We start from the raw sequence: 21869 nt of genomic DNA, 5'->3' as shown, positions 1-21869 counted from the left end.
GGACGGACCATGGCTGCGATTCCGCGACTGAAGCTCTACGCCGGCCCCGCTTTGCTGTCCTACGGCTTCCGCCCCTTCTTCTTCCTGGGGGCGATCTGGGCCGGCATCGAAGTACTGGCTTGGCTGCCAATGTTCTACGGCGAGCTGTCGCTGGCGACGGCCTTCTCGCCGCGCGACTGGCATGTCCACGAGCTACTGTTCGGCTTCGTGCCGGCCATCGTCGCGGGCTTCTTGCTGACGGCCATCCCCAATTGGACCGGGCGGATGCCGCTGCAGGGGCTACCGCTGGCAGGGTTGGTGCTGGTCTGGCTTGCAGGCCGCTACGCCGTCGCCGTGTCCGCCGGTATCGGCTGGCTAGGGACGACCGTCGTGGACTGCGCTTTCCTGGTCCTCATGGCGGCCGCCGTGGCACGCGAGATTGTGGCCGGCAAGAATTGGAAAAATCTCAAGATGGTCGCACTTCTCTCCCTGCTCGCAGCCGGGAACCTGGGCTTCCATCTTGAGGCGCATTTCAAAGGCATCGCGCTCTATTCATCCCGCCTCGGCATCTCGGCGGTGCTCGTCCTGATCATGGTGGTCGGCGGCCGCATCATCCCCAGCTTTACGCGCAACTGGCTGATGCGGCGCCAAGCCGGCCGCCTGCCGGCCCCCTTCGGTCGCTTCGATGTCGCCTGCATCACCCTGAGCACTGCCGCCCTCGCACTTTGGGTCGTCATGCCCGAAGAGGCACAGACCGGCGTCGGCTTGCTCGCCGCTGCCGCTCTAAATCTCATCCGACTTTGCCGCTGGGCCGGCTACCGCAGCTTTTCCGACAGGCTCGTCCTCGTGTTGCATGTTGGCTACGCCTTCGTTCCCCTGGGCTTCCTGCTCGCCGGGCTGTCCGCCTTCGGCATCACGGCGCCAAGTGCCGGCGTCCATGCCTGGACGGCCGGCGCCTTCGGCATCATGACGCTTGCTGTCATGAGCCGCGCGAGCCTCGGCCACACCGGCCGCGCGCTCGTCGCTTCGCCCGCCCTGCAGGCGGTCTATGCGGTGGCATTCACCGCGGCGCTCGCGCGCATCTGTGCAGTACTGCATCCGGAATGGGGCGAGGCCCTGCTGCCCGTTGCGGCCCTCGCCTGGTCCGCAGCATTTCTGGGCTTCGCTTTCCTCTACGCGCCGATCCTATGTTGGAAACCATCCAAGGCGGTTCGTACGCCAGCTTGACCGAACGGGCTATCATCAGGGGCGCGAGCGATCATTGATCGACGGGGCGCGCGCACCCGGTGACCTGCTCTGCTGAAACTCTCACGTAGTACTGTTGAGTCCGTTCGAGCAGAACGGACATAAAGCGGAAGCGGTTTAGCGAAGAGCAGATCATCGAGATCCTGAAGCTGCACAATGCGGGGGCGAAGCATGCGGATTTGTGCCGCCAGCACGGGATCAGCGAGGCGACGCTGTACCACTGGCGGAGCAGGTATGGCGGGATGCAGGTCTCGGACGCCAAGCGGCTACGGCGGCTGGAAGAGGCAAAACCGCTGGCTGAAGAAGCTGCTGGCCGAAGCGATGCTCGACAATGCGGCACTGAGGGATATCGCCTCGGGGAAGTTCTGAGGCCCGCCGTTCGGCGGCGGGCAGTGGACCACGTGCAACGGTTCCACGGGGTAAGCCAGCGCCGGGCCTACGGGCTGATCGGGATGGACGTGAGCAGCTAGGCGGCTAGCACTTCCGCACGATCAGGAAGGCCGGCACCGACATGCCGCCAGCCATCCTCATCGAGCAAGACGGCCCCGATTTCAGCATCCCAGAGAACTTCAAGCCGCTCCCCCTGAGCATTATCGGCAATGCAGGAAAGGTTTGGGGTCTGCAGGTCGGTCAGTTCACCTTGAACTTCCTCGACCAGCCAGGGACGGCCCCGCAGCTCGACAAAACTTCCCGGTTCGATTGTCGCCTTCATGGATCCTCGACCCCACTCGCTCATTCCGATCAGGCCACCTTGTGGGGCTCTGCGTCCGTCGTCTTCTTACTCTACCACCCGCTGCCGCGACGAAGTGCTTCGCCGGCTCCGTAGCAGGCCGAATAGATACTTGGAATCGCTTGCCCGCCAACTAGTCCTGCATCCAGCCCCCGACCCGTGCAGATGACTTGCCGCCGGCCGCTGTCGAATTGCCGTGCAATCAATTGCACAAGGCCAATCACGCGCTGATTCAGCAACCCGGTGGCAGCGCACGGGAAGCCATACGTAATGATCATACAATCCCCAGCGCCGACGCCGCTCTCCAGCGCACCTGCGCACCTGCGCAGACGAAAATATTCGTTTGATTGCCAATTTCGCAATGCGTTCAGATTTCTCTCCCTATCGGCTGCATCTCGGCTACTGCTTGAATGCTCCGAAAAGCGCCCACAGCGCAGTGACACCAGGAGCGCCCGTGAACAATTTTCAGACCACTCCATTGTCGAACGCCGTGCTCTTGCTCATGGCGATGCTGGATGACCGGCGCGAGCCTCTGGACGCAGCTGTGCAACGCCGCGCTGTACTGGGGGCGCTGAAGTCCTGGGCTTCAGGCGGGCTTCCCACCCCCGCAGCCGTCGAGCAGGCCTTCGACGATGCGCAAGAAGTTCTCGCGCGTTTCCTTGCGTATCGTGCAGCCGACAGCGCGACTCCCGTAGCCATCGAAGTCAGGGAAATAGCGTCACCAACCCGGTGCGCATGCTTAACGACAGGTCGCGTCGGTCCAGGGGGCGACGCACGCGACCTCTGCAATCAGCAGCGCAAGACTGTCACATCCGTTTTGGGTGGGCGCTCGTGAAGATGACCAAGAAAGACCATCAGGTCGCATTCCGTCGCGTAATGGGGCTCCTCTGCATCTACGAGACAGCCGAAGTGCTCGGCGTTTCCCGCCAGACTTTGTATCGCTGGCAAGATGCCGGAAAAATGCCCGAGCGCATTACGAAGGGTTCTGGAACTCGAACCTACTACCGGCTCGCGGACATTCTCGCCTTGGCCGCCACCCGCAATGGTCCACTCCAAGACGCGGGTAGCGAGTGATGAACTGCATCAACAGATCGACTATGGGCCGCGCACTGGCGATGGCGCTCGACGGCGCCCAGCTGGCGTGGGTCAGAAAGCTGGCCGAGCGACATCAGGACCAGCTCCACCGCCTCGCAAGCGCACTCTCAGCAGGCGACCATGGTCGTGCGGAAGCTCTCACCCGGAGCATCTTGCGCTCGTTCTCCGGCCGATTGTCGGCAGTAATTCGGTCAGCGAGATCGACGCCTGAGGGGCGTTACGAGTCGCTGGCGGTCCTGAATGTGAGGGCTGGCCTTCTCAACCCCTACCGGCGGATCGACGAGGTCATCCGACAGGTCGCAGTAGACAACCCAGGAGGCCCCGCACGGCTGGTTCTGAACTTCGGGCCCGCCCGCCGTGCTCTCCAGACACTTTGTGCCGACATCCTCGATGTCTGGCTCCCGCCTTGTGACTTCGACTTCTTACGGCGTGGTCGAGGAGCAGACGCGCAGATGCTTCGCGTGAAAGAAATGATCGAAACCGAGGGGTATGACCATGTAGTTACCGTCGACATCAGGAGTTGCTTCAGGTCCGTCAACCAAGACAAGCTCGTTCAGCTGCTCCCGCTCCCGCACCAGGTCACGCGCAATGTGCTCCTGGTGCAGGACGGGGACACGGTCGAGCAGCCACCCGAATGGAAGGAGGAATTGTTCGGCTTCCCCCTCGACATATACGACCACTTCACCTTCGAAACCGATACAGCGGCCCGGCAGGGCCTACCCCAGGGGTCGTTGACCTCTACCCTCATCATGTCGCGCGCAGTCCTCGGACCGCTGGTCAGCGCGACAGGCATTTCACACCGTTCAGTCATCTACGGCGATGACATCACCGTGTGCGCCAAGGGCCTGGGACAGGCCAGAGAGTCATTCAAGGCCTTACGTTCTGCACTTGAGAGCAGCCCTGCCGGCCCGCTGACTATCGGTCGACATCATGTCGGTCCGATCAGCGAGGGCGTGAACATCGTAAAGTATGGATTTCGCCAGAAGCCGGCCCACTACGGCGGCGGAATTCGCATCCATCCATCGAAGCGTTCCTACGACCACTTCAGCGCGAGGGCGCGCGAGAAGTTCCTCGATGGCGATCCGGCCTCAGGTAAGGGCCGCGTGAGTAAATACCGCAAGGCGTGGCCGGCGTCTTTCCCGCTATGGCAACCGACGCCGGAGTCGCTTGGGCTCCTGTGGCAGACGGCCTTCAAGGCAAGAACCTCCGGCAGCTAACGCACTGGCTGTGGGCGAGCTGACTTTCTTCGGCCTCGCGGCGCCTTCTCCTTGCATCCTCGCCGGTAAAAGTCATCGTCTTTTCAATCACTTAGGAGATTGAAATGACGACGCCACCCTTCAACGGGACGATTGAGTTTGCCCTCTCTATACGAGCGTTCGACGAGAGCACCGTTCGTAAAGCGCGTGTAGCGTTCGCCTACACGCCGCACTGGCCCTACTTCCACGTCCAGTCCCGAACCGAGAAAACCGAAAATCAACGCCTAGAAGCCGGCCTCACGCTGCTCGCAATCCCGCGCGCAGGCCGGCGCAGAACCGGGCCCCCTACTGCGGGTGAGCCCCACTGGGTTCCGGTCGGACAACTACTGACCGTCGGCGTGCTTCGGCCGAAAGTCCTCGAACAGCTTCGAGCACGGATCGATGTCCAAGCGCAGCAGGCCGACCGGCGTAACCGGATCAGTGCCGGCTTTAGCGCGCCGCCAACGGCTGAATACCTCTAGCCCGTTCACACAAACATCTGGAGGTCATCATGGCCCTGGTTCTTGGCGTCAAGGTTGGCGAGGTGATCGATATAGCCGATCATTGGCTGACGATTCTCTCAATCGACGGACGCAACGCCGCGACCCTGATCGTCGAAACCGGCTTGAAAACTACTATCCACTCCAGCCGCATGACCGAAGTCATCTCGAATATCTGGATTGGTCTGGAGCCTGAGGCGGGGCGGCACCGGCTCCGCTTGCTGATTGAGGCTCCGCGTCAATTCTCAATCACGCGCCGCGCGGATCCCACGCTCTAAAGGAAAACAGTGTCCCATCGTAGGCGCTCACCTGCGGGAGACATAACTGCCTTTCATTACATTCCAGAAGTGGATTTCTACAAATGTCTAAAATAGCAAAAATTCAAAAGGGCCTCGTGAAAGCCATGCAGCAAGCGGGCATACGTCCGGAATTGATCTATGCTTACGAGCAGACAGGCATCCTCGTCGTTGAAGAGGGCTACGCCAAACTAAGTCCTGCAGAGCGCGCCGAGTATGACGCGGCAATCGATGCGTACCGCGCACGGCATCGCTGATCGCCTCGTTGACAAAAGGGGTTCGTGCAATTGATTGCACGAGCCCGTCGCTGGACCGACGACCACCCTAAGGAAGCGCCAAGTGTAAGCGATAATACATACAGGTGTGCACTTTACGAACGTCAGAGATTTCACTTGGCGTTCTGCCAATCTCGGCTACTCAGTTGGTCGTGCCGGGACAATCGGGTGCATGAGGCAAGGCTGAGGAGAAACACTATGTCAGACGACGCATTGAGCAATCTCGCCCGGTGGCACGCGGTAGCGTACTACAAAACCAGCGCTGGAACTCTCGACGTTGAGATGTACCTGGAAGAGATCGAAGATCTTCATGACAGGATCGAGCGCGGGCCGCACTGGGACACGGTTCAGCTGATCGAAATCCGACGCGTAAACCACATATTCAGTCCAGAGCTGACGTTAGAGCAATCGGCAGACCTCGGCAGTCGGCCAATACGCGAGCTGTATGGGCATATCTTGGAGGACGAGGACGACGAAGATGAGGACGACTGAGCCCGGTTTCTCCATATGATTTAGCTGTTGCTGTGGCGCGATGCTCCGAGAAGGACGCTTGGGGTTTCCGCCGCAGGAACGTGCCGGCGCCATCGACTACTTGCTAAAGGGCCCTGCTCGTTCACGCACTTTCGCGCAGATCTCTGCAATCTGTAGAACCAATAACGCCGCCGAGTAGGCGCTTCGGAGTTTGACGCTCGGGCCGAGCGTCTTGGTTGCTCACACGCGCCGATCGCGGTGACCGACGTGCGGCAGCAGAGAGCTGCCAGTTCGGCTGAACTACATACCCGACCTCCACTTCCCCGACTACTCCTGACCTACACGCCGCACCCGTCCATGTCCGGGACAGGACGGCGACAGGAGGCATGCCATGTCAACGAATTCCAATCAGCCGCCCTCGCCGTCGAAGATCCCAAAGCTGCTGACGGTAAAGCAGGTTTCCGACATCACTAACTTCAGCGTCCGGGAAGTCCGTCGCTGGATCGCGGACAGCCAATTGCCGGCCTGCAAGTTTGGTCGCGCTCTGCGCGTCTCGGAGCCCGATCTTGCGATGCTGATCGCGAAGAAAAAGTACAGCTAAAGCAGTCCTTTGTAGGCCGCTCCTGTCATGCACAGTCACGCCGTTAACGGCTGTGTGTTCAAACAATCAAATAAACTTCTTCGTGTATCACTCCCGTTAATTCGTCCCCCCGTCCGCTCCTGTCACCCCAAGGCACCCCATGTCCAACGATGAAGATCAGTTCGACCCGCTCGACGCCTTCGAGGCTTTCGAGACCGTCCACCAACTCGCGATCGCTACTGCGAAGCCGTCCATCCCGCGCCTGGATACGGCGCGGGACCTTCTCGACTGGGTCCGGGCCGATCCAACCCGAACGCGCAACCAACATAATAATGAATGTTCTGCGATCAGATGGCTGGGCAGGATCGACGACACTCCGCTGTCAACGATCCCGCTGGAGGTGCGTCACCTGGTTGACGATCGCATCCAGAAAATTCGAAAACTGAAGAACAGGCGTCATCGCTCCGGCGTCGTTACGCTTCTCAATCGAGTACTTGTTCGTGCCGGCATCTTGGCTGTCGGGACTCGTCGCGGGGGCGTCACGAGGCACGCCTGGACAGAACTTGCTCGGTCTCTTCCGAGCCAGGATGAAATCCAGGGCCTGAGCACGCTCGCCAAATTCTGCTCCGCGCGCCGCATCGACCCGCCGGAGGTCACGTTGGCGGTCTGGCATGAATTCGCCGACGAGACCTTGAACCACTCGACGTTCAAGAACCCGCGCGCCACGCTGCAGAAGGCCTTGCGGACGTCGAACGCCGCGCGCAGGACGATCCCGGACTGGCCACTGCCCGAGTTCCCGAGCCTCACCAATCCGAGGACGTGGAGCATCCCTCGGGATCTTCTCCCCTCGTCGTTTTGGTCCGACATCGGTACTTACTTGGAGTTGTCGGGCAAACCAGCCAAGAACATCTTCGACACGACGGCCGCCAAGCAGCTTCGGCCGGACACCCTGGTCCGCTACCGGGAGGTGGCGTGGCGAACGGCCTCCGCCCAGGTCCACGCTGGCCGCAGCCCTGCCGCAATCGTCAACCTGTCGGCGTTGCTCGACATCCACTGGCTGAAGGAGGGCCTGAACTGGCAGCGCGCGCGCGCCGGTGACAAGTTCCTGAAGGACCATCTGAACATGGCAGCCGCCTGGCTCTCTATGGCCGACAACTACGTCCACCCCGGCGAAGCCGTACGCGACGCCATACGCGGAGAAATCTTCGACTTTATCGAACGCGAGCTGGGGCCCGCGGAATTTAGCGACAAGAACATGAAGAAGCTCGATCAATTCTCGAGCCCAGAGGTCGTGAACGAGTTCCTTTACCTGCCGTACCGGATTCTGTCCGAGATCAAGAAGAAGAAGGCAATCACGGTAGAAGACGCAACGGAGATGATGGCAGCCGTTGCCATCGAGCTTCTGCTCGCGACTATGGTGCGGCGCAAGAACCTTGCGCACCTGGATTTGTCGAAGCATTTCTGGCCGGTCGCGCCCACCAAGGACAACAAGTGGCACATCCTGATCGAGCAGGATGAGGTCAAGAACAAACAGCCGCTGCGCTTCTCGTTGCAGAAGCAGACGATCGCTCTTCTGCAGTTCTATATGGCGAAGTGCAGGCCGCTCCTGAAGGCGAAGGCGACCAACATGCTGTTCCTACGGACCGACGGCACGCCGAAAGGCCGGTGCATGGTGGCCGACCTCGTTAAGCGAACGATCCGCCGCCGTTTGGACCTCGACGTCAACGTCCACTTGTTTCGCCATATCGGCACGATGATCTACCTCGACGCTCATCCCGGCGACTTTGGCGTGCCCAAGGTGATGCTGGGCCACAAGTGGCAGACGACGACCGAGAAGTTTTATGCCCGTCTCTGCGCCACGAAGGCGATCGAGCACTTCACGACGGTGGTACTCGGCGAGCGCAATGCCCGGCTCACCAAGCTCAAGATCGCATAGGGAAGACCGTACATGCCCAGACTTCTGCCGTACCCTGCCATCAAGCCGTCGACGTGGCCGCCGACTCTGCGGCGTCTACACGACCTGCGCCAGGCCAAGCCTGGAGCGTTCACCAAACGCAACGTCGCGGCGACCTGGCGCGATGGAACGTTCGACCTGCATGTTTGGAACGTCTCGTACTTCGTCGGTTGGCTAAAATGGACTGGCCGGCTGAACGAACATGCCGACTTCAGCGGCTGGGTGACGCCCGGATTTATGGGGGCCTATGTCGACGATATGCGCTTCGCCGGCTTGTCGCCGAGGACCATGGCGACGCGCGTCGATGGCGTACGGGCAGCCTTGGCAGCTCTTTCGCCGGAGACACCGGCTGCCTGGCTCATGCGAGGCATCAACAGCTTGCGAGGCGAACCGTCCGATCGACGACGGACACAAGCGCGTACGCAGCACACCGCCCGGATCGTAGAGCTTGGCGTGTCCTTGATGAAGCAAGCGGTCCTGGAAGGCGGCGCAACGCTACATCAGCGGGCGATCCTCTACCGCGACGGGTTGATCATCGTTTTTATGGCGCTCGCAGTGCCGCGACTCGACACCGTCTCGTTGATGAGGCTGAGGCAACACCTTCTCCGGCAGGGGGACGGTTATCGGATTGCGTGGTCGGCCCGGGAAATGAAAGAGAACCGTCCGCACGAGGGGCAGCTGGGAGCGGAACTGTCCGCCCTCTTCGAGCGCTACCTCAACGAGTTTCGGCCCGTGCTGGCTGCCAACTCGAAAATGTCCTCACCGGAGGCCGAAGCTGCTGTCTGGTTCAACAAGCGCGGCGGCCCACTTTCGGCGCGCGGCATCTACAACCTGATCGTGGATCGCACCGGGGCGGCTTTCGACGAGTCCATGTTCCCACACGCGTTCCGGCACAGCGCCGCAACGACGCTCGTACTGGAACGACCGGACCTGATCCGGCTGGTCACACCCCTGCTCCAGCATCGAGACAGTTCAAGTCGCGAGTTCTATGTGCTGGCCGATAACGTGGAAGCAGGTCACCGCTATGGGGCGGTGATTGCCGCCCGCCGTGCGAAGGGGCGACGACCGGCCACCCGGCGCGACCAGTCTGCCCGTCGGCAGCGCGACGAAAGGATCTGACCGCGGGATCTCAGGCCAAGAGAGCGGACGCTAAGCGGCGCTCGAGAACCCCATCGAGGCGGGCTTCAGCACCCAGAGACGGCGAACAATCTGTTTGGCGCCACCAACAACACTTGCATCCACGTCGCCAAAAGTCATCGTAATTTCAATGCCTTAGGAAAATGTCGCGATTGCCGCGACATCTACTTCGCACCGAGGCGTCCGGAACTACAACGATGCACACGATCAACACGGTCTATTTGCTCCCGCCCGGCAACTGCAACGGCGAAGGGTGGTTCGAACCTGCTACCACCTTGGCGTACAGGCCTTCGCGGCGATGTCCGACACGGCTACTCAAATAGTCGATGACGACCCAGCCTCACCCGTCGCCACCTCCAACCTCCTCCGAGTCACCCGATGACTCGGTGACGGTCGCGGTAGCGGCACGCCGGCTGGGGTGCGATCCAACTACTGTGCGGGCGTTACTGGTCAGCCGGCAACTTGGTGGCCATCGCGTCGGCAAAGGCAAAAACCCGCGAGGCATCCGCGTACATCTGGCTTCCATCCACGACTACATCGCGCGCCATCAAATCGGTGGCGAACCGGTAAATGACAACGCGCAGACGCAGCCAATCTCGCGCCGCCGTCAGCGGTCGACGGTACACGACGCAGCCATGGCCGAACTTCTGGCCATGGGTATCACGGTCAGGAAGACACCGTGACTGTATTCAAGAACCAAAAGCGCGGCGGTCGGTGGACATACGATTTCCAGCTTGGGGGCCAACGCTACCAAGGCTACTGCGTCGACCCAACAACCGACACACAGGCCAAGAACCGGCGAGAGGCGGCTGAAATCGAGAGCATGCTGCGTCGGGCAGCACGGCAGACGTATAGCTTGACCAGGAAGGGCGCCCGACCCGGCACCTATACTCTGGCGATGGCAGCGACGTTGCATCTGCAACGCAAGGTCGGGACGGATCCCGACCACATCGCGAACCACAAGCTCTACGTTGCCGAAATCTTGGGCTTCTTCGGGCCGGCGACGGCCATAACCGAGATTACCGCCGCAAGCGTCGAGGAATATCGGCAGTACGCGGCGACACGGAAGTTGCGGGTGTGGATTGGCGGTCCGGATCCAAAGAAGCGCCGCGACCGTACTGACGACAAGTGGTGGAGGACAACGAAGCGCGTCCGGTCTCCCCGCACGACCAACAGCTATCTAATGTGCTTGGCCGCACTATTTGCAATTGCCTACGGCACCCGCAATCCAATTACCCGCGAACGCGAGCTGCACTTCTCGCTCGAAGTGAAGTTGCTGAAAACAGCCAGGCGCGAACCCCGCCCAATGCCTGACGGTGAGTTTGATGCGCGCCAGGCCGTGGCGCCGCCTTGGACGGCGGAAGCGGCTGAGCTATCGAGGGTTTTCGGCCTGCGCCGCGGAGAGGCCCTCTGGGTTGAGCGGCGACATATAGACCGCGAGGAGGGCGGGCTATTCTTCTCCGGCGAGGAAACCAAGAGTGGACGCGACGAGCGCGTATTCGGCGGCGAGGTGGGCATGGTGTTGCTCGAACGACTCAGCCGACAGGCAGTCGAGCGTCGGCAGAAGCATCTCGTTACATGGCCAGGCCCGAAGCACTGGAGAGCGATGCTGCGTGGCGAGGAAGTTCCTGTCGCAGCCTGGTGCCCGATCAAGAGCGTGCGTCGCTCATGGCGCACCACGATCAAGACCGGAGAGATCGAGCAGCCTCATCGCTTTCACGACGTCCGCGCTCGCTACGTAACTGAGGTTGCCAAGGTCCAGGCCGCAGCGACCCAAGATGCGGCTCGGCATGCCGATCCAGCCACCACCGCGCTCTATGTGAAGCTCGCAGCCGGCGAAGTGCGTGCCGCCGTCAATAAGGCCATGGGACATCGCCCGGAGCGTTCTAAGCGGTGTGTTGCAAAATAGGTCACGTCATCACTCGAGACGATCCAAACGCCCCGTCTTAGTTGAAGGAGTCGGACAGACCATCGCCAGCGAGGCAAGTGAATTTTCCCTTAGGGCTCGCCCCTCGCAGCCTTGGCCCAGTATGGGCGCATTTTCATCTGAAACCGGTCCCGAGCAGCGGCATTTCCACGATTTCCACATCGATGTGAACAGGTCGGGAACGATTCCCGTAGACTGGGCCAGCCGGCAAACCCAAGTTTGGGTCCGACCCTAGGAGTTCGGCCATGAGCCTGACGTCTGCCAATCTCGTCGGCTATATGCGAGCCGAGTTCAACAAGGCCGCGCTGCTCCGCAAGTGGTTGTTCGGCCTCCAGCTAGCCGCCGCACTGCCTGCCGCGATTTCGGTCGTCGTGCCCGACTCTGAGAAAGTACTGATTTACGGGCTCGCAATCGCAGGCGGCGTGCTGCTCGTTACTTGGTGCCTCGTCAATTATCTCTATGTCAAATCCCGGTCCGCCGCGAACGCGGCGCGTCGCGGCGCGTCGCGGCGCATTGTTGCTCGGCGGGCTCGATCAGCCGCTTTCAACCAGCGAGATCCAGAGCCTCCGCGGTCGTTTCACCGTCGACTCAACAGAAGCGAAGAAATGCGAAGACCATATGTACTACGCGACGAACAGCCCGCCTGGCCCAGCCCGGCTCGCGGAAATGATCGAAGAGTCAGCGATCTATAGCGAAGACCTTCATCGGATCAGTGCGTACGTGATGCTCGTCATCCTGGTGTTGTTCGGCTTCATCGCGATCGCAGTCGCGCTAGCCAGCACGCCCTATGTAACGCGCGATACCGCGTTCGTCATGGTACGGATCTTCCTCGCGGCGCTCATCTTCGTGTTGTCGTCCGACGTGCTCGGCGCTTTCCAGGCGCATCTGTCCGCGGCAAATGACATCAAAGAAGTGCGGCATCGGCTCATGACGGCCGACCGTGCCGACTATCCCTTGCCAGACGTTCTCTTCGCGATGACCGACTACAATGCCGCGATCGAAGGTGCCCCCGAGATCGTGCCGTATGCATACAAACTGCAGCGCAAGAACCTCGACCAGCGCTGGCGCGACTATCAGGCGGATCGCGCGAACGATCGGGCGAACCGCAAATGAAGCACGTCGACCTCTTCAACGACTTCCTGCGCGATACTGTCAACCTAAACTCGACACGCGTCACGAATCTAGAGAACAGCGTCGGGTCGATCAAAGACGCAGTGCGCGCATCGGACTGGAAGCCCCACTTGCACGGCTGGATGGAGCAAGGGTCGTGGGCTCACAAAACAATCATCAAGCCCGTCGATCAAGGCGAATTCGATGCGGATCTGATCGTGTTCGTAAAGCCGGTCGATGGCTGGGACGCCGAAACATATCTCGACACACTGCTAGATGCCTTCAAGGCGAACGGCACTTACAAGGGCATGGTGAAGGGGTGGTCCCACTGCGTCACTATCACCTACGCGAACGATAAGAAGATCGACGTAGCACCGTGCGTAGTGAATCGCGGCGGGTTCACGCGCCTCGAAGTCTGCAACCACGACACAAACCAATTCGAGCGCTCCGAGCCCCAGAAATACACCGATTGGCTCGTCGAGAAGAACAGCTATTCAGGCAGCAACAGCTTCCGGAAGGTTACGCGTCTCATTAAATATCTGCGAGACATCAAAACACGCTTCACCTGTTCGTCCGTCCTACTGACGACGATCCTCGGCTATCGTATCAACGCCGCCGACAAGGATAGCGCCGCGTTCGTCGACACGCCGACCGCTTTGAAGACGGTGATCGGCCGAATGGACGACTGGCTGCAGATGAACCTGACGAAGCCGGCGGTCACAAATCCGTTCCTGCAGACAGAGAATTTCGCGGACGCCTGGACAGAAGAGCAGTATTTAACTTTCCGCGACAAGATCCACACCTACCGCGATTGGATCGACGACGCGTACGACGAACAGGATCGTTCGGAGAGCATCGCAAAATGGCGGCGCGTCTTCGGTGAGGACTACGCGAGCGGCGTTGTACTTGAGGAGGGCAAGTCGGTCAGCAAGGCACTTGCTGCCGATGTGCGTCGCACGCTGGCCGAGGCATCGAACTTCGCGGGAGATCTGGTGGATGCTATCAAGCTCTTCGGTGGTCGCATCCTACCCGCAACGTTCAACAAGAAATCGTACATGGAGGCACCGAAGTGGAAGCGCGTTCTTGCAAACCAGATGATGTCAGTGACCGTTCGCGCCGACTTGCATAGCAGCAAGTACGGCGCACAGGTCGTCGGCTCCGTGCAGTCGCTCGATCCGCTTCAGCCGGGCTACTATCTCCACTTCAAAGCGGTTACGAACACCGGCATGCCTTTCGACGCTTCGCTCTACACCGTCCAGTGGCGCGTGACGAATACTGACGAGGCGGCTGCAGCGGAGAACGCGTTGCGTGGCAAATTCGAGAAGCCGGAAAGTGATAACGGCCGCTGGGAAGAACTGAAGTATCGTGGCGTTCATCTCGTCGAGGCGTTCGTCATCCGGAAGCGCGATAACAAGGTCGTCGGCAAGAGCGAGGCATTCCGGGTGATGATCGAGTAACCTCAACGAATGACGTAGAACTCCAGTTCCTTCGGCGGAATTGCGCAGCTACTAACGGGCGTGGCGAACAAGAGTCTAATGCCTCCAATGCTCGCCGAGATGTGCAAAGTATCCGTCAGGGATTTTGTCAGGGACTAGTCGTCTCAAAGTGGTCCAAACGGGGCCATTCGCCCCACGCCACGCCGTTAGTTTTCAACCACTTAGCGAACGGCCCCACAATTAGGAAACCGCTGCTCTATCCGGCTGAGCTACGGGGACACTGGGATTATTCAGACTTCGCGTTCCCTGTTGGGGACTCTTGTTGGGGACTTGGTCCCGATTGGCCCCGTTTATAGCTAGACGTGGCGCTGCTGCCTAGAGCAAGAGCGAGGTGGTTAGGGCCCAGCTATTTCGTTGCCGACAGCGGCACCGACACGGTGCGCGTGGCACCAGACTGGCTTGGCCAGTCCTTGAAGGCGCCCTCGACAATCGCAGGCATGACCGCATTCAGGGTGCCGCTCTCCCCCGAGCTCGTGGCCGTTGCTTCGTACACTGTCACAGTCTTGTTCTGGGCCAGCGTCGCCCGCACGTCGACAATGCCGATTTTCATCGCCCGCCCGTAAACGGTACTCTCGACCGGAGCATATCCGGTCACTCCGTATGTCAGAGGCGTATAGGTCGAGGCGTAGACCGGTCGCGTCCCGACATAGCCGGTCGTCGTTGAAGTGCCGCCACTGCTCGTCTGACCATACATCGGCACGGAGGACACAGTGGTGCGACCGCGATCGATCGCATAGGCGATAAAGACGGCTAGATCCGGGACTACATCCCCTTCGACCCTTACGAGGCCTCTGGACGTCAACTGGCGGGCGACGAGATCAGAGTAGGTTTGCCACTCCAGGCTGCCTTCCTGGTTCGAGTAGGGCAGCATCTGGAAGGTTTTGCCCACAGCGCCCCCGGGCAGCCTGTGATGGGCCGTAACGGTCGTTTCGACTTGCGCCCCACACGCCCCAACATCATTGCAACCACGAGCAGGATAGCCCTTGCTGCTCCCAGCATGTCCTTCTCCCCTAGTTGAGGAACAACCTACCATACAACTTCGGAGGCGAGAGTTCGCCAAGGCCAACAACTGACAAGTCGCCAAAAGCTAACTTGTATCGCTTGATTCAACTGGAGCGGAGGAAACTCTTGAGGACCGAGAGGCTGCGTCGGACAATGACCTCTAACTGCTCCAGGCTTGCAAGGAGATCAATATTGATGTTGCCATCAAGAGATAAAGCGCTGCACCGAACAACGCTTCAGGGTAGGGCTGTCCAGCGCGCAAGTAATAATGGAAGGCGACAGATCATTATAGTGCTGTTCTGCGCTTGCTTAAGCATGGGCTGGACAGCCACCGGTGTATTTGCTCAGGCGTACCAGAGGACCATTGGATACATCCAAGACGATGGCCCAGCAGGTATTGAGGAATGGAAGCGAGCACTGGGACGTTGCGAAAAGGCCCTACCCATCGAAATTGAGAGCCGACCACCAAATCCGCACCCTCTCTTTCTCGACTGCATGTACAGCCAAGGTTGGAAGATGATCTCCACACCACCAGCACCTAGGCCCGCACCAACGGAGCAGCCTTACGGGTGGCAGGGCCCGTATGAGAGGCGCATGCTGACGGATGATCAGAAATCGTGCCACTCGGAGAGCAAGGGAAATCGCCCGCTTTTTTCGAATTGCATGGCGACGTTAGGATGGACCTACAAGCCTTGGCCGATACCTGAAGTTCGGCGTCCAAACCAATAGATTTTGCGAGCGCTAAACCGCGCAACACAGACATGGTGTCGGAGCTAGGAAGACGCAACGCCTGTATGGGCAGCTACCGGTTTGCCTTGGACATGAGCGCAGTTTAGGCGCGAGCAATTTCGACCTTGCAATAGCAGAGTCCGGTTCATGAGGCTCTGGTGATGGTCCTGCGCGCAGGCATCAGGAAACATCTTAAGGAGCATGCAATGGTTGAGTTCGCTTTCACGGCCCGCAGTCTATACTTCCGCTTCCATTTTGTCCCTGAGACAGTGATCTGGATCTTGATCGTCGCTCGCCTCTGGCAGCAGCGCTTCAGTTAGCGCAGCCCGGCGCGAGGTGCCTGCAAGGCCGTCACACAAGCCATAGCAAGGTCTGCAATGCATGCGGCAGACGACCTGCAATGCGCACAAATCGTATTGCGCTCGAAGGAGTCGCCAAAGCCCAAGGTCCAGGATTAGGACTGGCGCGAGACAGAACCTGGCGGCGGCGGCGTGGGGCCACGTCCTACCGAGAGATCGTCATGGCTCGCCGAAGCCCGAACAGCCACCAGCTCAAGCTGCGCGCCTTCCCCTTCCTCGCTCGCCTGCGACGCGAGGATCCGTTCAGGTCCGCCGATGATGCCGAGTGGAAGACCGAAGCCGACCCCATAACCGTCGCCCAGGCGGCGGTGATTCTCGGCTGCGATCAGGCGACGGTTCGGGCGCTGGTGCGTTGCGAGGCGATCGAGGGGCACCGGGTCTGCAAGACCGACGACCAGCCAAGCGGGGTTCGGATCAATCTGGAATCGGTCGTGCAGTACAAGCGACGGCACGCGATCGTAGATGACCGTCCGGAGGCAACGCCCGCGAAGCCTCCGCGCCGGCGGCCATCGAATGCCGCCGCGCGCGAGGCGATCGCTGAGCTAAGAGCATTGGGATCTCGGATCTAAGAAAGCCAGCTTTTGAAGCGACGTTTGGCCCCCTACGCTGCCACCGACACGCTTCTAAGGGTAAAGTTGTGGCTCCCCGATCATCCCATCCGCGCACCAAGGCGCAGGACTTCCCGACGCCACTTCAGCGGTAATTGACAGCTCCATTGCCCCGCGGATGTCGAAGAGGTTGAACTCCGGCGCCTTGGATACCTTGGTGCTTACCGTCCCAACCACACCTTTATTTGTCGAAATGGTAAAGAGAACAGTGGCATGATTGCCCGAACAGCTTGACCCTCCGCTGATCCCAAAAGTGCCCCCGAATGACTTGTATGGAGCATCCAAAGCATACTTGACTGAGATCACAGGGGTCCCTCCCGTCGCGGGAGGGATCCTGGGATTCATTACCAGTCCGTATTGTGCTTGATGCCCAGCCGGAGGCCCAACCCCCAGGATGGCGATCGGATGATTTGCTTCCTCGCCATTGCCTGACGGGACGTTGGAGATGTTACCAGCCAGCAGCCTCTTGTCGATGAGGCGAACTCCACCAGTAGGCACGCTCGCTGCTGTTGGATCCCCAGATGAACTATTGGGCGGAGGTGGAACGGGAGTAGGCGCTGTAGCGCAGGCACCAACAACCAACACCGCCACGATCGCGAACATCGAGAATTTCATATGTTCCCCCTAGCCCATCGGCGCTTTTCCATTTCAGCGCCCACCCAACTCACGCACCTAGCCTACATTGCCCGGCGATTGGGCAACGGACTCCATGCGATTTGAAACGCATCGTCTGCATTTGACCCATAGCCGGGGCTTCAGCCTTCGAAAGATTTAGTTTTTCATGACAGTGAAAACACTGTCCTGCCCCACAGCGTTGTAGAACCCGATCACCACAAGTGATCTCCCGGTGATGTGGTTCACCACAAAATCTTGTGGGCCCTGATAAGGGTGCAAACCGACCGTGACGGCGCCCAACTTGCCCGCACCTTTCTTACAGAAGACAGTGATATTGTAGTCAGAACCCGGCCCTCCATCTTGAGAGAAGACAGCGTGGATGTGCCCTATTTCATCGGGTCTACGACCATTGATCCAATTCTGAATCTTATCCAGATCCGGCCGAGGTGATTCCTTTAGCGACACTATTGAACCCCAGCCATGCGGATGTTCTTGCGGCGGTTGAACTGGCATCAATTCCTCCTGTTGATTGATTGGGATGAAGGCCGCTAGGGCTTCTTTGCCTTATAGACGAATGATCCGATCCACCGGATATCCTCGCGCACATCGTTTGTGTCGTAATCAATTGTGATGAGGAAATCCTTTGCGCCCGGCGGGAGCGGATACTCGTAAATACACTCCAAATTGAAGCTGTCGAAATTGAAGTCATGCGCAGCCGATTGGTCAGAGCAGTAGTCTTTTGTCCCACCTGTTCGATATAGGCTGATGCTTGCTCGAGCGTTGTTTTCCTTGGGCTGACCATCCTTGTTTACACGTGGTTGCCCCGGATCCGCAGGCGTGCAGTTCGGCGCGCGCTGCTCGCACCCCGTGAACCGAAGCTTGAAGACGATCGCACCACCACAGTTGTTTCCGTTGAATGTAAAGGGCTTGTTCCTCTCCGGCTTATCCCAGGAGAAGTCATTGTCCTTGCATCCATCAAAGCCGCCGGCGGCTGGGCGCGGCTGACTACTGGCGACGGATGTCACCGCCATAATCGCTACAGCTATCAGTGTTCCCAATGACGCTTTCATGGCTCCCCCATAGATTGGTGACCTCATTAGTTGCACCACCCATGCACACGTGCAATCCTTTTCTGCGTTTCTACCGTTGGAAAGCGAACACGGCTACATGGCCCGATACGTCGCGACCTGCGCGATCCTTTGGTGGAGGACACTTGCCAGCGTCACACCGAAGTCGCTTCCAAAGTTTGACATGGGGTTGCAGGCCCCAGTGCAACGGCCTTCCGCTGTCGCGTGTTGGAGACTACGCTCCCGAGTGTCAGTGTTTTCCAGAACAAGCAGCGTAGCCGAGCATGGTCATATGACTTCTGGCTGAACGGCGTTCGCCACCACGGCTACTGCCTCGATGAGACAGGCAACCCTGTAACGACCCGCACGGCCGCGAAGGCTGCCGAGGAAGCGGTGCGCGTCGCCGCTCGGGACAGCGCCCGCGCAAACCGGTCAACAGTGCGAGCGGGTGATTATGCGGTCGCTCAGGCTCAGGCAGCCCTTTTGAAGCGCGTCGTCGAACGTGGACGCAAAGCCGAGCACGTCGACAACATTCGCCTGTGGGGCGATCACATCATGCGGTTCTTCGGGGCAGAGACACCCTTTCGGTCGCTCACTCAGGCACGCATAGACGAGTACGCGCTACACGTCTCGATCGAGACCGTGAGGAAGTGGCTGGGCGGCAGCCGCAAGCCGACCGCTGCCGATCTGGGGAACCCCGAACTCTGGCGCGACACTGGCAAGCTTCGATCAAAACGGCAGGTGAACAACTACCTGAAGCATCTCCAGAGGCTGATCGACGTCGCCGCCAAGGTCAGGGACCCAGTCACGAGAGCGCCCGTCCTCAGTCAGGATCCTCCGCTTGAGATCGAATTGGAGAAGGTGGCCCGTCGGAAGCCCCGACCGATGACCGACCGCGAGCTCGCCGACCGACGCGCCCACCTCACCCCATGGGCCGCTGACGCCGCCGAACTCAGCCGCTTGTTCGGCTTCCGCGCCAGCGAGGCGCTGAAGGTAGAGCGCAAGCACATCGACCGCGAGGCCAAGGGCCTATTCTTCCGAGAAGAGACAAAGAGCGGAAACGACGAGCATGCGTAGGGCGGTGCTGCCGGATGGAAGCTGTTGCAGCGGCTTCAGCGCCAGGCAATCGCTCGCGGCCAGCAGCGTCTAGTTACGTGGCCCGGCAGGCTTCACGTTCGGGCGTTCCTCGCAGGCAAGCGCGTGCCGAAGGAGTGCTGGGAGCCACTCAAGACCCTGAGCGGATCTTGGCGCAAGTCGGCGCAGCGCGCTGGCGTTGTCGACCCGCGGCGCTTCCATGATGTACGAGCCCGCTACATCACGTCGGTTGCCCAAGCTGACAGATCGGTTGCGAAGCAGGCGGCCCGACACCAAGACCCGGCGACGACGGACCTCTATATTCAGGTGGCGGACGAGGAGGTGCGAGCGGCCGTGACGAAGGCCACTGCGAGACGGCCCAAGTTCGCTCCCCGGGCGAAAGCAAAACGGTGAGGAGGCGGCATGGCGACAGATCAGGATTACATCGACAGCCTGAAGGCCAGGATTGAGGCCTCAAGGAAGTTCATCGAGCCGTTCACAACTGGAGGCATGCGCACGGGGACCAGATCAGCTGGTGGTGAGTGGGTCGACACTACACAGCAGTGGATCGACCGAGAACACGATACGATTGCGTTGTATGAACGGCTGATCGAAAGAGCGCAGAGACGGAGCTGATCCGGCGCTGTTTGTCGTTGGGGACTTTGTTGGGGACTCTGAGGCAAAAAGCCATCAATGCAGGCCCGATACAGTGGCCAAAATCCCTGATTTTACTGCATTTCCACGTCACCCAAACGGTTTAGGAAACCGCTGCTCTATCCGGCTGAGCTACGGGGACATGGGGGTCTTCTAGCCCAATCCCAGGTCCCTGGGGAACCCTGTCTGGCCATCAGGCCATCGCCGCGAGCCGGGCGGCGTGGCGGTTGTGCTCAGCCACCGTGCGGTCGAGGTCGATGGTCACGATCTGGCCGTCGCGCACGACGGGTCGGCCGGCGACGACCGTGTGGCGGGCCGATTGCGGGGCGCAGAACAGCGTGGCGGCGACAGGGTCGGCCAGCGCGCCGGCATAGCCCAGGCTGTTGAGGTCGAGGGCGAAGAAATCGCACTGCTTGCCGACAGCCAAGGCTCCGATGTCGTCGCGGCCGAGCAGCGAGGCACCGCCCAGCGTCGCCAGTTCGAGCGCCTGGCGGGCGGTCATCCATTCGGCGTCGCGACTCGGATCCGACGTCGAGAGAGCTGTATCCGGCCCCTCGGGCGGGCGCAGGCCGATCTGCAGGCGGGCCAGCAGCATCGCCTGCCGCACCTCGCCCAGCATGTGGTTGCCGTCGTTGCTGGCCGATCCATCGACGCCGATGCCGACCTTCACGCCGGCGCGGCGATACTTCATCACCGGCGCGATGCCGGAGGCGAGTCGCATGTTCGAACAGGGGCAATGGCAGGCGCCGATGCCTGCGCGGGCGAATTCCTGGATCTCCGCATCGTTCACGTGGATCGCATGCGCGTACCAGACATCGTCGCCCGCCCAGTCGACGGACCGCATGTATTCCACGGGACGCATCCCGTAGCGCCCGAGCGTGTAGCGCTCCTCGTCGACCGTCTCGCACAGATGGGTGTGCAGGCGGATGCCGTGGCGCCGGCCCAGCGCCGCCGACTGACGCAGCAGCTCCGGCGTCACCGAGAAGGGCGAGCAGGGCGCCAGCACGATCTGCGTCATCGAGCCGGGCCCGGCATCGTGGTAGCGGCCGATCACGCGCTCGCAATCCTTCAGGATGTCGTCTTCGTCCTCGACACAGGAATCGGGCGGCAATCCACCCTTCGACTGGCCGAGCGACATCGAGCCGCGCGAAACGGCGAAGCGGATGCCGATCTCCTTCGCCGCCGCGATCTGGTCGTCGACGGCGCAGCCGTTGCGGAAGACATAGGCGTGATCGAACACCGTCGTGCAGCCCGACAAGGCAAGTTCGGCGCAGCCGACCAGCGTGGCGGTGCGGCTGGCCTCGGGCGTGCGCGCCGCCCACAGTTCGTAATGCGCCTTGAGCCAGCGGAAGAGATTGTTGTTCTGCGCCGCCGGCAGCGCCCGCGTCAGCGTCTGGTCGAGATGATGATGGCCATTGATCAATCCCGGCAGGACGATGTGGCCTTTCAGATCCATGACCGTATCGGCGGTCGCGGGCAGCGACGTGGTCGGACCGACATTGCGAAGGATGCCATCCACCGCGTAAAGCCCGCCATCGGCCAGTTCGCGGCGTTGCTCGTCCATCGTGACGACGAGCGCATTCTTCACCAACAGCGTCGCCAGCTTCCAATCCTCCCCGGACAGTCGACAGATCGCCCCGCTCGGTCTGCCTTAATGCATCGACCGGTTTGTTGCCAGTCGGGAGGGCCCGTACTAGTTTGGCCAAACACTGCAAATTCAGGGCGGCAGCA

General features: G+C 60.5%; 22 protein-coding genes and 1 pseudogene. 18 read left to right on the top strand and 5 right to left on the bottom strand.

Features of this window, described 5'->3' with window-relative positions; genetic code table 11:
* Nucleotides 1–9: 9 nt before the first annotated feature.
* Together KQ910_RS07965 and KQ910_RS07960 are read left to right on the top strand one after the other, a co-directional pair.
* Nucleotides 10–1206: an NnrS family protein gene (locus tag KQ910_RS07965; protein ID WP_216958089.1), complete on the top strand. Its 1197-nt coding sequence runs from the start codon at nucleotides 10–12 to the stop codon at nucleotides 1204–1206.
* Between the two features lie 119 nt (nucleotides 1207–1325).
* Nucleotides 1326–1682, top strand: a pseudogene (locus tag KQ910_RS07960) (transposase); the annotation flags it as partial.
* Nucleotides 1683–1690: 8 nt separating this feature from the next.
* Here KQ910_RS07960 and KQ910_RS07955 read toward each other — a convergent pair.
* Nucleotides 1691–1936 carry a hypothetical protein gene (locus tag KQ910_RS07955; RefSeq protein WP_216958088.1) on the bottom strand — a complete coding sequence of 82 codons (246 nt, stop codon included), beginning with the start codon at nucleotides 1934–1936 and terminating at the stop codon, nucleotides 1691–1693.
* An 855-nt stretch (nucleotides 1937–2791) separates the two neighbouring features.
* On the opposite strand from KQ910_RS07955, the gene KQ910_RS07950 reads away from it, so the two are divergent.
* The 13 genes from KQ910_RS07950 (at nucleotide 2792) to KQ910_RS07890 (ending at nucleotide 13991) form a co-directional block, all read left to right on the top strand.
* Nucleotides 2792–3028 (top strand): helix-turn-helix transcriptional regulator, encoded by a 237-nt coding sequence (locus KQ910_RS07950; protein WP_229600635.1) that lies wholly within the window; start codon nucleotides 2792–2794, stop codon nucleotides 3026–3028.
* Complete coding sequence (locus KQ910_RS07945) at nucleotides 3028–4266, top strand: reverse transcriptase domain-containing protein (RefSeq protein WP_216958083.1); 1239 nt, start codon at nucleotides 3028–3030, stop codon at nucleotides 4264–4266. The genes KQ910_RS07950 and KQ910_RS07945 overlap by 1 nt, the downstream gene beginning before the upstream one ends.
* Before the next feature lie 104 nt (nucleotides 4267–4370).
* Nucleotides 4371–4766 carry a hypothetical protein gene (locus tag KQ910_RS07940; RefSeq protein WP_216958081.1) on the top strand — a complete coding sequence of 132 codons (396 nt, stop codon included), beginning with the start codon at nucleotides 4371–4373 and terminating at the stop codon, nucleotides 4764–4766.
* 29 nt (nucleotides 4767–4795) lie between these two features.
* Nucleotides 4796–5062, top strand: a complete 267-nt coding sequence (locus tag KQ910_RS07935; protein ID WP_216958079.1) for a hypothetical protein — start codon at nucleotides 4796–4798, stop codon at nucleotides 5060–5062.
* Between the two features lie 83 nt (nucleotides 5063–5145).
* On the top strand, nucleotides 5146–5337 hold the full coding sequence (locus KQ910_RS07930; RefSeq protein WP_216958077.1) for a hypothetical protein: 192 nt from the start codon (nucleotides 5146–5148) through the stop codon (nucleotides 5335–5337).
* 216 nt (nucleotides 5338–5553) lie between these two features.
* On the top strand, nucleotides 5554–5847 hold the full coding sequence (locus KQ910_RS07925; protein ID WP_216958075.1) for a hypothetical protein: 294 nt from the start codon (nucleotides 5554–5556) through the stop codon (nucleotides 5845–5847).
* Between the two features lie 370 nt (nucleotides 5848–6217).
* Nucleotides 6218–6427, top strand: coding sequence for a helix-turn-helix domain-containing protein (locus tag KQ910_RS07920; protein ID WP_216958073.1), 210 nt, complete (start codon nucleotides 6218–6220; stop codon nucleotides 6425–6427).
* A gap of 139 nt (nucleotides 6428–6566) precedes the next feature.
* Entirely contained in the window at nucleotides 6567–8342 is a 1776-nt protein-coding gene (locus KQ910_RS07915; protein WP_216958071.1) for a tyrosine-type recombinase/integrase, read from the top strand.
* 12 nt (nucleotides 8343–8354) lie between these two features.
* The gene (locus KQ910_RS07910) at nucleotides 8355–9479 is read left to right on the top strand and encodes a tyrosine-type recombinase/integrase (protein WP_216958069.1); all 1125 of its coding nucleotides are present in this window, start codon (nucleotides 8355–8357) and stop codon (nucleotides 9477–9479) included.
* Nucleotides 9480–9883: 404 nt separating this feature from the next.
* The gene (locus KQ910_RS07905; protein WP_216958067.1) at nucleotides 9884–10180 is read left to right on the top strand and encodes a helix-turn-helix domain-containing protein; all 297 of its coding nucleotides are present in this window, start codon (nucleotides 9884–9886) and stop codon (nucleotides 10178–10180) included.
* Nucleotides 10177–11406: a site-specific integrase gene (locus KQ910_RS07900; protein WP_216958065.1), complete on the top strand. Its 1230-nt coding sequence runs from the start codon at nucleotides 10177–10179 to the stop codon at nucleotides 11404–11406. Before KQ910_RS07905 ends, KQ910_RS07900 begins: the two co-directional genes overlap by 4 nt.
* A gap of 477 nt (nucleotides 11407–11883) precedes the next feature.
* The gene (locus KQ910_RS07895) at nucleotides 11884–12537 is read left to right on the top strand and encodes a hypothetical protein (protein ID WP_216958063.1); all 654 of its coding nucleotides are present in this window, start codon (nucleotides 11884–11886) and stop codon (nucleotides 12535–12537) included.
* Complete coding sequence (locus KQ910_RS07890) at nucleotides 12534–13991, top strand: SMODS domain-containing nucleotidyltransferase (protein ID WP_216958061.1); 1458 nt, start codon at nucleotides 12534–12536, stop codon at nucleotides 13989–13991. Before KQ910_RS07895 ends, KQ910_RS07890 begins: the two co-directional genes overlap by 4 nt.
* Nucleotides 13992–14376: 385 nt before the next feature.
* Here the strand turns inward: KQ910_RS07890 and KQ910_RS07885 are convergent, their stop codons facing one another.
* Nucleotides 14377–14919, bottom strand: coding sequence for a DUF4136 domain-containing protein (locus KQ910_RS07885; RefSeq protein WP_216958059.1), 543 nt, complete (start codon nucleotides 14917–14919; stop codon nucleotides 14377–14379).
* Between the two features lie 1362 nt (nucleotides 14920–16281).
* Here KQ910_RS07885 and KQ910_RS07880 point away from each other — a divergent pair.
* Nucleotides 16282–16689, top strand: coding sequence for a hypothetical protein (locus tag KQ910_RS07880; protein WP_216958057.1), 408 nt, complete (start codon nucleotides 16282–16284; stop codon nucleotides 16687–16689).
* Between the two features lie 810 nt (nucleotides 16690–17499).
* On the opposite strand, the gene KQ910_RS07875 is transcribed toward KQ910_RS07880, so the two are convergent.
* A complete protein-coding gene (locus KQ910_RS07875; RefSeq protein ID WP_216958055.1) occupies nucleotides 17500–17856 on the bottom strand; it encodes a hypothetical protein in 357 nt (118 codons plus the stop codon).
* 35 nt (nucleotides 17857–17891) lie between these two features.
* On the bottom strand, nucleotides 17892–18413 hold the full coding sequence (locus KQ910_RS07870; RefSeq protein WP_216958053.1) for a hypothetical protein: 522 nt from the start codon (nucleotides 18411–18413) through the stop codon (nucleotides 17892–17894).
* Between the two features lie 480 nt (nucleotides 18414–18893).
* Here KQ910_RS07870 and KQ910_RS07865 point away from each other — a divergent pair, with 480 nt between their 5' ends.
* A complete protein-coding gene (locus KQ910_RS07865) occupies nucleotides 18894–19487 on the top strand; it encodes a site-specific integrase (protein ID WP_216958051.1) in 594 nt (197 codons plus the stop codon).
* 420 nt (nucleotides 19488–19907) lie between these two features.
* The gene (locus KQ910_RS07860) at nucleotides 19908–20120 is read left to right on the top strand and encodes a hypothetical protein (RefSeq protein WP_216958034.1); all 213 of its coding nucleotides are present in this window, start codon (nucleotides 19908–19910) and stop codon (nucleotides 20118–20120) included.
* Nucleotides 20121–20331: 211 nt separating this feature from the next.
* On the opposite strand, the gene KQ910_RS07855 is transcribed toward KQ910_RS07860, so the two are convergent.
* A complete protein-coding gene (locus tag KQ910_RS07855; protein WP_216963678.1) occupies nucleotides 20332–21741 on the bottom strand; it encodes an 8-oxoguanine deaminase in 1410 nt (469 codons plus the stop codon).
* Nucleotides 21742–21869: the final 128 nt, after the last annotated feature.

Source organism: Reyranella humidisoli, from assembly GCF_019039055.1.
Lineage (GTDB): Bacteria > Pseudomonadota > Alphaproteobacteria > Reyranellales > Reyranellaceae > Reyranella > Reyranella humidisoli.
Note: the sequence above shows the minus strand (reverse complement) of the source record. Positions and strands in the feature narration are given on the sequence as shown.

Excerpts from the sequence above, each read along its gene's own strand:
- KQ910_RS07965 (WP_216958089.1), top strand. The coding sequence starts at position 10 with ATGGCTGCGATTCCGCGACTGAAGCTCTACGCCGGCCCCGCTTTGCTG.
- KQ910_RS07955 (WP_216958088.1), bottom strand. The coding sequence starts at position 1,936 with ATGAAGGCGACAATCGAACCGGGAAGTTTTGTCGAGCTGCGGGGCCGT.
- KQ910_RS07950 (WP_229600635.1), top strand. The coding sequence starts at position 2,792 with ATGACCAAGAAAGACCATCAGGTCGCATTCCGTCGCGTAATGGGGCTC.
- KQ910_RS07945 (WP_216958083.1), top strand. The coding sequence starts at position 3,028 with ATGAACTGCATCAACAGATCGACTATGGGCCGCGCACTGGCGATGGCG.
- KQ910_RS07940 (WP_216958081.1), top strand. The coding sequence starts at position 4,371 with ATGACGACGCCACCCTTCAACGGGACGATTGAGTTTGCCCTCTCTATA.
- KQ910_RS07935 (WP_216958079.1), top strand. The coding sequence starts at position 4,796 with ATGGCCCTGGTTCTTGGCGTCAAGGTTGGCGAGGTGATCGATATAGCC.
- KQ910_RS07930 (WP_216958077.1), top strand. The coding sequence starts at position 5,146 with ATGTCTAAAATAGCAAAAATTCAAAAGGGCCTCGTGAAAGCCATGCAG.
- KQ910_RS07925 (WP_216958075.1), top strand. The coding sequence starts at position 5,554 with ATGTCAGACGACGCATTGAGCAATCTCGCCCGGTGGCACGCGGTAGCG.
- KQ910_RS07920 (WP_216958073.1), top strand. The coding sequence starts at position 6,218 with ATGTCAACGAATTCCAATCAGCCGCCCTCGCCGTCGAAGATCCCAAAG.
- KQ910_RS07915 (WP_216958071.1), top strand. The coding sequence starts at position 6,567 with ATGTCCAACGATGAAGATCAGTTCGACCCGCTCGACGCCTTCGAGGCT.
- KQ910_RS07910 (WP_216958069.1), top strand. The coding sequence starts at position 8,355 with ATGCCCAGACTTCTGCCGTACCCTGCCATCAAGCCGTCGACGTGGCCG.
- KQ910_RS07895 (WP_216958063.1), top strand. The coding sequence starts at position 11,884 with ATGTCAAATCCCGGTCCGCCGCGAACGCGGCGCGTCGCGGCGCGTCGC.
- KQ910_RS07890 (WP_216958061.1), top strand. The coding sequence starts at position 12,534 with ATGAAGCACGTCGACCTCTTCAACGACTTCCTGCGCGATACTGTCAAC.
- KQ910_RS07880 (WP_216958057.1), top strand. The coding sequence starts at position 16,282 with ATGGCTCGCCGAAGCCCGAACAGCCACCAGCTCAAGCTGCGCGCCTTC.
- KQ910_RS07875 (WP_216958055.1), bottom strand. The coding sequence starts at position 17,856 with ATGCCAGTTCAACCGCCGCAAGAACATCCGCATGGCTGGGGTTCAATA.
- KQ910_RS07870 (WP_216958053.1), bottom strand. The coding sequence starts at position 18,413 with ATGAAAGCGTCATTGGGAACACTGATAGCTGTAGCGATTATGGCGGTG.
- KQ910_RS07860 (WP_216958034.1), top strand. The coding sequence starts at position 19,908 with ATGGCGACAGATCAGGATTACATCGACAGCCTGAAGGCCAGGATTGAG.